The organism is Streptomyces sp. NBC_01571, from assembly GCF_026339875.1.
GTDB lineage: Bacteria > Actinomycetota > Actinomycetes > Streptomycetales > Streptomycetaceae > Streptomyces.
In genome coordinates this window covers 4,782,962-4,795,011 of record NZ_JAPEPZ010000001.1, presented here as the reverse complement: position 1 = coordinate 4,795,011, position 12,050 = coordinate 4,782,962, and the positions used below count along the sequence as shown (strand labels likewise).

11 protein-coding genes are annotated in these 12,050 nt (G+C 73.1%); 6 read left to right on the top strand and 5 right to left on the bottom strand.

The window, feature by feature from the left end; genetic code table 11:
• Positions 1-11: 11 nt before the first annotated feature.
• Positions 12-1,184 (bottom strand): thiolase C-terminal domain-containing protein, encoded by a 1,173-nt coding sequence (locus OHB41_RS21550; RefSeq protein ID WP_266699863.1) that lies wholly within the window; start codon positions 1,182-1,184, stop codon positions 12-14.
• A gap of 158 nt (positions 1,185-1,342) precedes the next feature.
• Here OHB41_RS21550 and OHB41_RS21545 point away from each other — a divergent pair, with 158 nt between their 5' ends.
• Together OHB41_RS21545 and OHB41_RS21540 are read left to right on the top strand one after the other, a co-directional pair.
• Complete coding sequence (locus tag OHB41_RS21545) at positions 1,343-2,533, top strand: acyl-CoA dehydrogenase family protein (RefSeq protein ID WP_266699862.1); 1,191 nt, start codon at positions 1,343-1,345, stop codon at positions 2,531-2,533.
• Positions 2,533-3,021, top strand: coding sequence for a nitroreductase family deazaflavin-dependent oxidoreductase (locus OHB41_RS21540; RefSeq protein ID WP_266699861.1), 489 nt, complete (start codon positions 2,533-2,535; stop codon positions 3,019-3,021). Before OHB41_RS21545 ends, OHB41_RS21540 begins: the two co-directional genes overlap by 1 nt.
• Positions 3,022-3,206: 185 nt before the next feature.
• On the opposite strand, the gene OHB41_RS21535 is transcribed toward OHB41_RS21540, so the two are convergent.
• Positions 3,207-3,842 (bottom strand): TetR family transcriptional regulator, encoded by a 636-nt coding sequence (locus tag OHB41_RS21535; protein ID WP_266706033.1) that lies wholly within the window; start codon positions 3,840-3,842, stop codon positions 3,207-3,209.
• 188 nt (positions 3,843-4,030) lie between these two features.
• Here OHB41_RS21535 and kbpA point away from each other — a divergent pair, with 188 nt between their 5' ends.
• The 3 genes from kbpA (at position 4,031) to OHB41_RS21520 (ending at position 7,910) form a co-directional block, all read left to right on the top strand.
• Complete coding sequence (gene kbpA / locus OHB41_RS21530) at positions 4,031-4,783, top strand: AfsK-binding protein KbpA (RefSeq protein WP_266699860.1); 753 nt, start codon at positions 4,031-4,033, stop codon at positions 4,781-4,783.
• Positions 4,784-4,994: 211 nt separating this feature from the next.
• The gene (locus OHB41_RS21525; protein ID WP_266699859.1) at positions 4,995-7,319 is read left to right on the top strand and encodes a serine/threonine-protein kinase; all 2,325 of its coding nucleotides are present in this window, start codon (positions 4,995-4,997) and stop codon (positions 7,317-7,319) included.
• A 48-nt stretch (positions 7,320-7,367) separates the two neighbouring features.
• A complete protein-coding gene (locus OHB41_RS21520; protein WP_266699858.1) occupies positions 7,368-7,910 on the top strand; it encodes a hypothetical protein in 543 nt (180 codons plus the stop codon).
• Positions 7,911-7,923: 13 nt separating this feature from the next.
• On the opposite strand, the gene OHB41_RS21515 is transcribed toward OHB41_RS21520, so the two are convergent.
• From OHB41_RS21515 to OHB41_RS21505, 3 genes are read right to left on the bottom strand one after another with little or no spacing between them, the layout of a single operon-like run.
• Positions 7,924-8,703: an enoyl-CoA hydratase/isomerase family protein gene (locus tag OHB41_RS21515; RefSeq protein ID WP_266699857.1), complete on the bottom strand. Its 780-nt coding sequence runs from the start codon at positions 8,701-8,703 to the stop codon at positions 7,924-7,926.
• Positions 8,700-9,116, bottom strand: coding sequence for a Zn-ribbon domain-containing OB-fold protein (locus OHB41_RS21510; RefSeq protein WP_266706031.1), 417 nt, complete (start codon positions 9,114-9,116; stop codon positions 8,700-8,702). Before OHB41_RS21510 ends, OHB41_RS21515 begins: the two co-directional genes overlap by 4 nt.
• Before the next feature lie 45 nt (positions 9,117-9,161).
• Positions 9,162-10,322, bottom strand: coding sequence for a lipid-transfer protein (locus OHB41_RS21505; RefSeq protein ID WP_266699856.1), 1,161 nt, complete (start codon positions 10,320-10,322; stop codon positions 9,162-9,164).
• Between the two features lie 103 nt (positions 10,323-10,425).
• On the opposite strand from OHB41_RS21505, the gene OHB41_RS21500 reads away from it, so the two are divergent.
• Positions 10,426-12,024, top strand: coding sequence for a FadD3 family acyl-CoA ligase (locus OHB41_RS21500; protein ID WP_323138389.1), 1,599 nt, complete (start codon positions 10,426-10,428; stop codon positions 12,022-12,024).
• Positions 12,025-12,050: the final 26 nt, after the last annotated feature.

The following is a 12,050-nucleotide window of genomic DNA, read 5'->3' as shown; positions in this document are numbered from 1 at the left end:
GCGTCGCGGCCCTACCGCCCCAGCACCACCGTCCCGGACGAGCAGAACCAGCCCCCGGTGCCGGACGCCACGGCCAGCCGGGGCGGTTCGCCGTCCGCGAGTCGTACCTGGTGTCCGTCCGCCTCCCCGCGTAGCTGCCGGACCGCCTCGACCAGCAGGAACAGCCCCCGCATCCCGGGATGCTGAGCCGACAGGCCACCTCCGTCGGTGTTCACCGGCAGCTCCCCGCCCACCAGCAGCCGTCCCTTCCCCGCGTCCACGAACGCCCCTCCCTCGCCCTTCGCGCAGAAGCCCAGGTCCTCCAGCGTCACGAGCGTCATGTAGGTGAAGGCGTCGTAGACCTCGGCCACGTCGATCTCGTCCGGCCGCACCCCCGCCCGCTCGAAGGCGAGGCGCCCGCTGACCGCCGCGGGGGACACCGTGAAGTCGGCCCACTCGGACATCGTCGTGTGGGAGACGTGCTCCCCGGTGCCGAGGATCCACACCGGGGCCGTACGGCAGTCCCGTACGTACTCCTCGGCCACCAGCAGCACCGCCGCGCCGCCGTCGGAACGCAGGCAGCAGTGCAGCTTGGTGAAGGGGTCGGCGATCATCGGGCCGGACAGGACGTCGTCGACCGTGATCGGGGCGCGGAACATCGCCTCCGGGTTCAGGGCCGCGTTCGCGCGGGCCTGGACGGCGACGGAGGCGAGCTGTTCGAGCGTCGTGCCGTACTGGTGCATGTGGCGGCGCGCGGCCATCGCGTACTTGGCGATGAGCGTGTGCCCGTAGGGGACCTCGAACTGGAGGGGGCCCCGGGCGCCGAAGGAGAGGTCGCCGGTGCGGCGGCCCGCCTTGATGTCCGCGCGCGCCGTCGACCCGTACACGAGGAGGACGGCGCGCGCGTGGCCGGCCGCGATCGCGTCGGCCGCGTGCGCCGCCATGACCTCCCAGGTGGAGCCGCCGACGGCGGTCGAGTCGACCCACGCGGGCCGCAGCCCGAGATACTCGGCGACCTCGGCCGGGGGGAGTGTGCCGAGCCCGGCCGAGGCGAAGCCGTCGACCCGCGCCCGGTCCAGGCCCGCGTCCGCGAGCGCCCGGCGGGCGGCCTGCGCGTGCAGGGTGTAGGGGGTCGCGTCGTCCACCCGGCCGCAGCCGGAGAGGGCGACACCCACCACGGCGGCCTTGCGCTTCCCCGGAGTCATGAATCTGACGGTACATCAGATAGCTGGTGCGGGGGAGGGCGACCTTTCCCCGCCCCGCGTCCGCCTGGCATCCGCCCCGCCCCGCCCCGTCCCGTCTCTGTGCATCTCCCCTCGCGCGGCCTAACATGACGGTCCGTCAGATCTGGAGAGGCCTGCCCATGGACGCCCGTTTCACCCCCGAACAGGACGAGATCCGCCGCACCCTCCGGGAACTCCTGCTCAAGCGGTGCGGCCCGGACGAGGTGCGGGCGGCCGTGCGGACCGCCGCCGGATACGACACCGGCCTGTGGGACACGTTCGCCCAGCAGCTCGGTCTGCCGGGGCTCGCCCTTCCCGAGCGGTACGGCGGAGTCGGCTGCTCGGTCACCGAACTCGCCCTCGCCTGCGAGGAGTCGGGTCGAGCCCTGGCGCCCTCGCCGCTGATCTCCACGGCTGTCCTGGCGGCCCCGCTGATCCTGGCCCTGGGTACCGGGGACCAGCGCGCCGCGCTGCTGCCCCGGGTCGCGGGCGGCGAACTGACCGCGGCCCTGGCGGTGCCGGGTGCCGGGCTCCCCACCGCCCTCGGACTGGTCGGCGACCACCACGGGGACTGGGCGGGCGGAGGGCGCGCCGGCGGGGTGCAGGCCCGGCGGGCCGACGGCGGCTGGCGGCTCTACGGGCAGGCGGCCCATGTGCTCGACGGACACAGCGCGCGGCTCCTGGTGGTGGCCGCACACACCGGAGGCTTCGCCAGGTCGCGGACCTCGCTCTTCCTCGTACGGGAGGGCGCCGACGGGCTCGTACGGACACGGCAGACCTCGCTGGACGAGACGAGGGCGCAGGCCCGGGTGGAGCTGAGGGACGTGGCGGCCGAGCCGCTGGGGGACGGCGCCGACGCGCTCGGCGCGCTGGCCGGCCTCGGCCGGAGTGCCGCCGCCGTACTCGCCGCGGAGGCCGTGGGCGCCGCCGACCGGGCGTTGGAGCGGACCGTCGAGTACGTGCGGCAGCGGGAACAGTTCGGGCGGGCCATCGGGACCTTCCAGGCGGTCAAGCACCGCCTCGCGGACGTGTACGTGCGGGTGCAGGCGGCGCGCTCGGCCGCCTACTACGCGGCCTGGGCGGCCGGCGACGGCGGCGGCCGCGAACGGGTCGGGGGGCTCGCGCTCGCCCAGGCCCTGGAGGCGCTGCGCACAGCCGCCGCCGAAGGGATCCAGCTGCACGGGGGCATCGGCTTCACCTGGGAGCACGAGGCCCACCTGTACTTCAAGCGGGCGTCCGGCGACGAACTGCTCTTCGGGCCCGTGCACCGGCTGCGGGCGCACGCGGCCGACGACGCGCGCCTCTTCGAGGGCGGGGAGGTGGTGGTCTGATGGCCCGCGGAGCGCTCCCCGGAGTGCGGCTCGTGCAGAAGGTGTCCTCGACCCGGACCTTCGCCCGCGTCGCGCCGCGTCTCGTCCCCGCCGTGGACCGCGCGGTGCACCGGCTGACCCGCGGCAGAGTGCTGCTCAGCGCGCGGATGCTGCCGGGCGTCGTCCTCACGACGCGCGGAGCGAGGAGCGGGCTGGCCCGGCGGACACCGCTGGCCTGCATGCCGGAGGGGGCCGACGCGGCCGGCTGGCTGCTGGTCGGCTCCAACTTCGGACGCGCGGACCATCCGGCGTGGACCGCCAATCTGCTCGCCCACCCGGACGCCGAGGTGAACTGGAAGGGCACGGACATCCCGGTGACGGCCCGGCTGCTGGCGGGGGAGGAGCGGGAGGCGGCCTGGAAGGCGGCGCTGGTGTTCTGGCCGCCGTACGCCACGTACCAGGCGCGGATCGACCGTGAGATCCGGCTGTTCCGGATCACGCGCCGCTGAGAAGCGGGAGTCGTCCGGTCACGGCCGCCGGGGAGGCGCGGAGAGGCGCGGCGCGGGGCCCGCACAGCACAGCAGGCGGCAGCCCGCCGGAACGGTCCGTCCGGCGTGGGGCTGCCGCCTGCATGACAGGACGTGGGGCAGGGGAAAGTAAAGGAACGCAGGGTAAGGGGGAGAAAGGGGGATTTCTACCTGGTCGGCTTCTTCCCGGTCACGCCGAGGTGCACCAACAGCGCCAGATTCGGCTTGAGTTCAGCCTGTTTGACACCCCACGTCTGGAACCCCTTCTGGTGCGAGGCCACCGCCGCGAGCATCGCGACGAGGGAGCCGGCCATCGCCGCGGGGTTCACGTCCTTGTCGACCCTGCCCTTGGCCTGCAGCTCGGCGACCGTGTCCGTAAGGGAGTTGTTCACCGAATTCAGGATCTTCATGCGGATCTTGTAGAACCGCTTGTCGCCCTCGGCGGCGCCCAGGTCGACCACGCGGAGAATGGCGTCGTTCTTCCGCCAGAACTCCAGGAACCCGTCCACGAGTTCCTGTGCGGTCTGCCAGCCGGCCTTGCCGGCCCAGGAGCGCCCGTCGAGCAGTTCCGTCAACCCGGCGCCCTCCGCGGCCATTTGCTCCGCGATCTCCAGGACGGCGCCTTCGACGTCCGGAAAGTACTGGTAGAAAGTCGCCGGTGAAGTGCCTGCCTTACGGGCGACATCAATGACTTTGACGTCCCGGTAGGGAGAGGAGCTGAGCATTTCACTGAGGCAGTCGAGCAGCTTCTGCCTGGTCGCCTGCCCACGCCGACCGGCCACGCGGCCGTCGACGGTACGCACTTGTCCTGTCATGCCGTCAGCTTACCGAGGGGTGATCGGAGCGCGATTCGGCCGACTGCAAATGGGGTGCGGTGGGGTGTTGTGGGGCGTGGGTGAGGTGTGAGATGGGCGCCGGCCGGGTCCGCGGGGCCCTTCCGGCCGGTGCGGGCCACCGCGCGAGGTGGGGGAAACGCCGTTAACTTGGCCGCATGGCCGTATCCCCGGCATCCGGCGCCTCCGACGCGTCCGGTGCCTTCCCCGAAGGCGTCCCCTGCTGGGTGGAAGCGCAGCTTCCCGACGTGGAGGCGGGCCGGCGCTTCTACGGTGAGCTGTTCGGCTGGACCTTCGGGGAGGGGTTCGGGCCGCCCGCGACCGGTGTGTGGGCGCGCCACCACGGCGAGCCCGTCGCCGGTCTGGCGCCCAAGGGGGACGGCCGGATGCCCACCGTCTGGACGGTGTACTTCGCCACCCCGGACGCCGCGGCGCTGGCGGCCCGGATCACCACGGCGGGCGGACAGCTGATCACCGCTCCCACACCGGTGGGCCCCTTCGGCACGACGGCCCTCGCCACCGACCCCGAGGGTGCCGTGTTCGGCCTCTGGCAGGCCGGGGACCACCCCGGTTTCGGAAAGCGGCACGCGCCGGGCTCCTTCTGCTGGGCGGAGTTGTACGCACGCGACACCTGGGTCGTCGACGCGTTCTACGGGGCCCTCTTCCACGACGCCCTCTTCGGCGCCGACGCCTCCCCGGACGTCGGCCGGGCCCCCGTCCTCGACGTCTTCCCGGCCGAGATGCCGCCGCACTTCCTGGTCCATTTCGGGGTCGAGAACGTCGAGGCGGTACTCGGAACGGTGAACCGGCTCGGCGGCCGGGTCCAGGTACCCGCCTTCGACACCTCGTACGGAAAAGTGGCCGTCGTCACCGACAATCAAGGGGCGTCGTTCGCCGTCATCCAGCGGTGAACGGCCCCGGCCGGTGGCGGTGAAGCTCCGTCCGCCGGTGGGGAGAAGCCGTTATATCCCGAGACACCCCGATCCGCCCCCGGGTTCGCAACCAGTGGCGCGGACAGGAAGAATCGGGGTGCGTGCCGCCAAGGCGGTGCGGTGGTGAGACGCTGCACTGGGCTGCGTTCATACGTGGATGACGTGGCTCGTACGGGGAGGTGGCAGGCAAGTGGTGGATCAGCTGACGCAGCACGATCCGCGTCGGATCGGGCCGTTCGAGGTGCTGGGGCGGCTGGGAGCCGGCGGCATGGGGCTGGTCTATCTCGCGCGCTCGGCCTCCGGCCGTCGCGTGGCGATCAAGACGGTCAGAACGGAGCTCGCCGAGGACCAGTTGTTCCGGGTGCGCTTCACGCGTGAGGTCGAGGCCGCGCGCGCGGTCTCCGGCTTCTACACGGCGGCCGTGGTCGACGCCGACCCGCGCGCCGCGGTGCCGTGGCTGGCCACCGCGTACGTTCCGGCGCCCTCCCTCGAGGAAATAGTGAACGAGTGCGGGCCGATGCCGGCCCAGGCGGTGCGCTGGCTGGCCGCGGGCGTCGCGGAGGCCCTGCAGTCCATCCATGGCGCGGGGCTCGTCCACCGCGACCTGAAACCCTCGAACGTCCTGGTGGTCGAGGACGGGCCGCGGGTCATCGACTTCGGTATCGCGTCCGGCGTATCGAACACCCGTCTGACGATGACGAATGTCGCCGTCGGTACACCCGCGTACATGTCACCCGAGCAGGCGAAGGACTCGCGCAGCGTCACCGGCGCGAGCGATGTCTTCTCGCTCGGCTCGATGCTCGTCTTCGCCGCCACCGGGCACGCCCCCTTCCACGGCGCGAACCCGGTCGAGACGGTCTTCATGCTGCTCCGGGAGGGCCCCGACCTCGAGGGCCTCCCGGACGAGCTGAGGCCGCTGATCGAGTCCTGTATGCAGATGGAGGCGACCGGCCGCCCCAACCCCGCCGACCTCCAGGCGCAGCTGGCTCCCCACCTGTTCGGCTCGGGGTCGGACGACAGCGGTACGGCATCGGCCTGGCTGCCCGAGCGGGCGGTGGGCCTGATCGAGTCGCGCCGCGGGGGCCGTCCGCCGGTGAAGCCCTCGCCGTCCGGGGGTCGCAGCGGTGGCGGACGCCAGGGGGTGCCCCCGCCGCCCTCGCACGCTCCCGCGGTCGTCGGCGCGCCCGACACCGGTCCGGTGCGGCTGGCGGGTGCCAAGGTGCCCATCGGCCCCGGGCCGCGCGTCGCCGACGCCCGCGCCGCCGCCGTGAAGGCCCCTCCTCCGGAGGCGGGGCTCGCCGCCTCCTGGTCGCGGCCGCGCGTGGGCGTGAACGGCGCCGACCCCGTGGCGGCGATCGCGCCGCCGCCCCCGCCGGACTCCCCGTCCGGCTGGCGGCCCTGGCGCTTCCGTATGTCGAACGACGTCTGGGGGACGCCCACGGTCGCCGGCGACCTCGTCTACGTCACGTCCTTCGAGGTCCACGCCCTGGACGTGGCGACCGGCCGCCGCAGCTTCAAGACGCGGGACGTGGCCTGGTCGATGGCGGTGGCGGACGGCCGTATCCACGCCTCCGACGGCCCGACGCTCTTCGCCCTGGACGCCCGGGAGGGCGCCGATCTGTGGCGGCTGGCGACGGATGCCTGGGTCTACTCCCTCAAGGCCGACCGGGGGACGGTCGTCACCGGGACGCGCGGCGGCGGGGTGCAGGCCTGGGAGGCCTCCAACGGCCAGAAACTCTGGGAGGTCACCGGCGCCCAGACCGACTTCGAGTCCCCGGAGGCCGGACCCGCCGTGCACGACGGCACGGTGTTCGTGTGGAAGGACGCACGGCTGCGCGCGCTGGAGGCCCGTACGGGTGAAGAGCGCTGGTCGTACCCGATCGGCGACGCGGCGTCGTGCGGCGGTGTGCCGGTCCGGCTGACCCGGGCCGAGGACGGCTACGTCTACATCTCCGCGGGCACCCGGGTGCTCGCCGTCGACGTGGCGAGCGGTCACGTCCGCTGGCACTTCGAGGCACCGGCGGTCTTCCTGTGCCCGCCGACCTTCGTACCGGGGCCCGCGGTCGCCGGGGGCGGCGTGTACCTCGCGGACTACCTCGGCACGGTGTACGCGCTCGACGCCACCGACGGGCGCGACCGCTGGCGCATCGCGACCGAGGCCCGTGCCTCCATCGAGCCGGTGCTCGTCGCCGCGGGGCATGTCCACGTAGGCAGCGGAAAGGGCCTGTACACCCTGGACGCGGTCACGGGCACGCCGAAGTGGCGCTTCCAGGCGGGCGGCGACATCGTGGGCGCGCCGGCCGTGGCCGAGGGCCGTATCCACTTCGGCTCCACGGACCATCTGCTGTACACGCTGAAGGCCGACGACGGGCGCCTGCGCTGGAAGCTGGCGACCGGCGGCGAGATCACCGGCGCCCCCGTCGTCAAGGACGGTGTCGTGTACGCCTGCAGCAAGGACCGCTGTGTGTATGCCCTGGACGCGGAGAAGGGCACCGGGACGGCCCGCACGGCGTGAGCGTGGGGGGCTTCCGGCGGGTGCGACGGTCGTGGGTAGGGTGACGGTATGCAGACGCGGGGGCGCATACTCAGGTTCACGGCGGTGTCGACGATGGTGGTGCTGGCCCTGACCGGCTTTTCCACCGGCCGTCACGGCAGTCACAGCCGGCACAGGGGAGGCGGGGGCGGGGGCGGTTGCAGCAGCTCCCACCAGGATCACGACAGTTCGTCGTCGACGTCGGGCGGCGGCGGCTCGTACGGCAGCGGCAGCGGTTCCTACCGTTCGCGGCCCACCCACCGTTCCACCGCGTCCTCCTCCGGCGGGACCGCCCGGCCCCTGACGGACGGCACCGCGACCCTCGTGCGGTGCGCGTCCGAGAAGGCCCCCTACGCGACGGTCGAGGTCCGCAACCCGAACGGACGCGAGGGCGCCTTCGTCGTGTCGGTCGCCTTCAAGGACCGCGCGGACGTCACCGTCGTCGGTGGCACCGGGCGGGTGCGGGTGTCCGCGAAGGGCCGGGCCACTGTCCGGGTTCCCGTCGGCAGCGCGGGTCTCGCCGGGTCCGTCGACCACTGCCGGGTCGAGCCACGGGCCGTCCCCGAGAGCTGACGTCCCGCCGGGCTCAGCGCGTCCGGAAGCCGTCCGGGCTCCGGGTGGAGAACAGTTCCGCCTGCCGGGCCGGGGGCAGGTTGCCCAGGGAGATGAGCTGGGGGGACTGGGCGAAGGCGTGGGCGCGGGCCGCCTCGTGGGCCGTCCACAGGGCGCGCACGGTGCCCTGCACGCCCTCCGTCGGACAGGACGCGACGACCTCGGCGCACCGGACGGCGGCCCCCAACGCCGCGCCGGGAGGCGTGAGTTCCGACACCAGCCCGATGTCGTACGCGCGCCGCGCGGACATCCGCTCGGCGGTCCCCAGCAGTGCCATCCGCGCGGCCTCCCCGTACGGCATCCGATGCGCCATGTAGACGGACTCGTACGCGCTGACCATGCCGTAGGTCGTATGCGGATCGAAGAAGGTCGCGGTCTCGTCGGCGACGACGAACTCCGCCTCCCCGAGCAGGTAGAAGGCGCCTCCGCAGGCCATTCCGCGCACGGCGGCCACGACCGGCTTCCACAGGTCGTTGGCCTTGGGGCCGATCCGCAGGAGCGGATCGTCCACCATGAAGGGCGAGTCCGGCTGGGGCACCTCGGCCGCACGGTCGAGTCCGGTGCAGAAGGCCCGCTCGCCCGCCCCGGTGACGACGACGGCCCGCACGGAGTCGTCGAACCGGAACGCCTGCCAGGCGGCGGTGAGTTCGGCGGCGGTCGCGGCATCGATCGCGTTGAGTCTGGCGGGCCGGTCCAGGGTGAGCACGGCGACCCCGGTGTCCTTGTCGCAGGAGATCCGCAGCCCGCCGCTCACGACCGCTCCAGAACCCACTGCGGCAGCCCCTCGGCGCCGGACACGATCCGTACCCGCGCCCCGATCCGGATCCGGTCGGGGGCGAGGGAGCCCAGCGGGGCGCCGGGTCCGGCGACCAGGTTGCCCACCAGGCGGATGTGCGGGGCGTCGGCGAGTTCGACGACGGCCGCGTTGTACGGCACCCGGGCCGCGTAGGCCGGCAGCAGGGGCGGATGCGGGACCACGTACGACCAGACGCGGCCCAGCCCGCTCATCAGCCGCCACCGGCTGTCGAAGGAACGGCAGTGGGGACAGCAGGGCCGGGGCGGGAAGCGCAGCTCGCCGCAGTCGGCGCACGCCTGGATCCGCAGCTCGCCCCGGGCGGCGTACTCCCAGAAGGGCGCGCCGTCGTCGTCCACGACCGGCGAGAGCAGGCGTTCGGTGGTGTTCGGGGCGGGGGGTCGTGTCATCTCGGCTCCTCAGGTTCGCAGCAGGACCGCGGAGGTGGGGACCCCTTCCCCGGCCGTGACCAGACAGGTGGCGGCTCCCGGCACCTGCGCGGTGCTGGTCCCGCGCAGCTGCTTCACGCCCTCGTTGATGAGGTTGAAGCCGTGGACGTACGCCTCGCTGAGCCCGCCCCCGCCCGTGTTGAGGGGCAGCCGTCCGCCGGTCTCCAGCGCGCCGCCCTCGGTGAAGGCGGCGCCCTCGCCACGGCCGCAGAAGCCGTAGCCCTCAAGGGAGAGCGGTATGAGGGGCGTGAAGGCGTCGTAGATCTGCGCCACGTCGACGTCGTCCGGGGTGAAGTCGGCGTTCTTCCACAGGTGCCGGGCGGCGGTCCAGGCGGGGCCGGTGAGCGGGTCGTCGTTCCAGTAGTTGACCATGCCGTGGTGCTGGGCGGGCAGGCCCTGGGCGACGGAGTGGACGTACACGGGCCGCCGCCGGCAGTCCCGCGCGCGCTCGGCCGACACGACCACGCACGCCAACGCCCCGTCGGTCTCCAGGCAGTTGTCGAACAGGCAGAGGGGTTCGCTGATCCAGCGGGAGGTCATGTACATCTCGCGGGTGAGCGGGCGGTCGTACATCATCGCGGCGGGGTTCTGGTTGGCCCGGTTGCGGCAGGCGAGCGCGACGTTGAAGAGGTGGTCGCGGGTGGCGCCGTACTCGTGCATGTAGCGCCGTGCCAGCATGCCGATCTCGTCGGCGGGCCTGAGCAGCCCGAAGGGGCGGGTCCACTGCGCCGGGGTGGGGAGCTGGGCGACCGTGTTCTTCCAGGGCCGGGGGCCGCTGCCGCGCTTGCGCGACCGCCAGGCGACCCCGACCGTCGCCTGCCCGGTGGCGACGGCGGCGGCGAGATGGGCGACGGTCGCGCACGAACCGCCGCCCCCGTAACCGACCTTGCTGAAGAAGGTGAGATCGCCGAAGCCGAGGGCCTTGGCGACCTCGACCTCGTCGGTCTCCTCCATGGTGTAGGAGGCCAGCCCGTCGACCTCCTCGGGTGCGATCCCGGCGTCGTCGAGGGCGGCGAGAATCGCGCGACAGGCCAAGGTCTTCTCGGAATCGGGGAGTTGCTTGGCGAAGGGGGTCTGACCGATGCCGACGACGGCCGTGGCGTCCTTGATCCCCGCCGTGCTCCGTGCCATGGGCGCGCGCCTCCCTGTGAACCGGGGCTGCTGACAGTGCGTCAGGCTACCGCTAATCTGACGGGTAGTCAGCTAACTGTCGTCGGTCATGGGGAGGCCCGCCGTGCGCGGTGACTTGGAGTGGGGCAGCATCCCGGGGCTGATCCGGTCGGCGGCGCGGCGGTTCGCGGACCGCGAGGCCGTCGTCGAGGGCCGGACGCGCATCACGTACGCGGAGCTGGGCGCCCGCGTGGAACGGGCCGCGGCGGCCTGCCTGGCCGAGGGGGTGCGCACGGGAGACCGGGTCGCCGTCTGGGCGCCGAACACCCTCGACTGGATCGTCTGCGCGCTCGGCGCGGTCTCGGCGGGCGCCGTGCTGGTCCCGCTCAACACCCGCTTCAAGGGCGCCGAGGCGGCGTACGTACTGGCCCGGAGCAGGGCGAGACTGCTCTTCGTGACGGGGACGTTCCTGGGGACCTCGTACGTGGCGTCGCTCCGCCGGGCGGCCGGCGAGGGGGAGGGACCCGGTCCGCTCCCAGGACTCCCGCATCTGGAGCGGGTGGTGGTGCTGTCGGACGACGCCCCCGCCGACTTCCGTACCTGGAAGGACTTCCTCGCGGACGGGGAGGGCGTCGGGACGGTGGAGGTACGGGAGCGGGCGGCGTCCGTGGCGGCAGCCGCTCCGTCCGACATCGTCTTCACGTCGGGGACGACGGGACGGCCCAAGGGCGCGGTGATCACGCACGCGCAGAGCCTGCGGGGCTACGCGATCTGGAGCGAGCTGGCCGGGCTGCGGGCGGGCGACCGCTATCTGATCGTGAACCCCTTCTTCCACACCTTCGGGTACAAGGCGGGGGTGCTGGCCTGTCTGATGCGCGGCGCGACGATGGTCCCGCAGCCCGTGTTCGACGTGGACACGGTGCTGGCGAACGTGGCGGCGGAGCGCATCTCGGTCCTCCCCGGCCCGCCCACGCTCCACCAGTCCCTGCTGGACCACCCGAACCGGGACGCGTACGACCTGTCCGCGCTGAGACTGGTGGTGACGGGGGCGGCCGTGGTTCCCCTGCGACTGGTCGAGCGGCTGAGGTCCGAGCTGAGGATCGGCACCGTCCTCACCGCGTACGGGCTCTCCGAGGCGAGCGGGATCGTCACCATGTGCCGCCGGGGCGACGCCCCCGCCGTGATCGCCTCCACGTCGGGCCGCGCGATCCCGGACACGGAGGTCCGCGTGGCGGACGCGAACGGGACGCCCCTCGCCCCCGGCACCCCCGGCGAGGTGCTGGTCCGCGGCTTCCACGTGATGCGGGGCTACTTCGAGGACCCGGCGGCCACCGCGGCGGTGCTTGACCCGGACGGCTGGCTGCGCACCGGTGACGTGGGCGTCCTCGACACGGCCGGGAACCTGCGCATCACCGACCGGATCAAGGACATGTTCATCGTCGGCGGCTTCAACGCCTACCCCGCCGAGATAGAACAGCTCCTCGGCGTCCACCCGGAGGTCGCGGACGTGGCGGTGATCGGCGTGCCCGACGGACGGCTGGGAGAGGTCGGCAGGGCGTACGTCGTACGGCGCCCCGGAGCGGCTCTGACCAGCGACGACCTGATCGCCTGGTCGCGCCGCGAGATGGCCAACTACAAGGTCCCCCGGACGGTCGAGTTCGTGACCGAACTCCCTCGGAACGCGAGCGGGAAAGTGGTGAAGGGAGACCTTCGGCGGCGCTGAGGGCGCCGCGAGCGCTGCGGACGGTA

What these genes read in the sequence shown, in the direction of transcription:
- OHB41_RS21550 (WP_266699863.1), bottom strand. Translation starts at nt 1,184, where the DNA reads ATGACTCCGGGGAAGCGCAAGGCCGCCGTGGTGGGTGTCGCCCTCTCC.
- OHB41_RS21545 (WP_266699862.1), top strand. Translation starts at nt 1,343, where the DNA reads ATGGACGCCCGTTTCACCCCCGAACAGGACGAGATCCGCCGCACCCTC.
- OHB41_RS21540 (WP_266699861.1), top strand. Translation starts at nt 2,533, where the DNA reads ATGGCCCGCGGAGCGCTCCCCGGAGTGCGGCTCGTGCAGAAGGTGTCC.
- kbpA (WP_266699860.1), top strand. Translation starts at nt 4,031, where the DNA reads ATGGCCGTATCCCCGGCATCCGGCGCCTCCGACGCGTCCGGTGCCTTC.
- OHB41_RS21520 (WP_266699858.1), top strand. Translation starts at nt 7,368, where the DNA reads ATGCAGACGCGGGGGCGCATACTCAGGTTCACGGCGGTGTCGACGATG.
- OHB41_RS21505 (WP_266699856.1), bottom strand. Translation starts at nt 10,322, where the DNA reads ATGGCACGGAGCACGGCGGGGATCAAGGACGCCACGGCCGTCGTCGGC.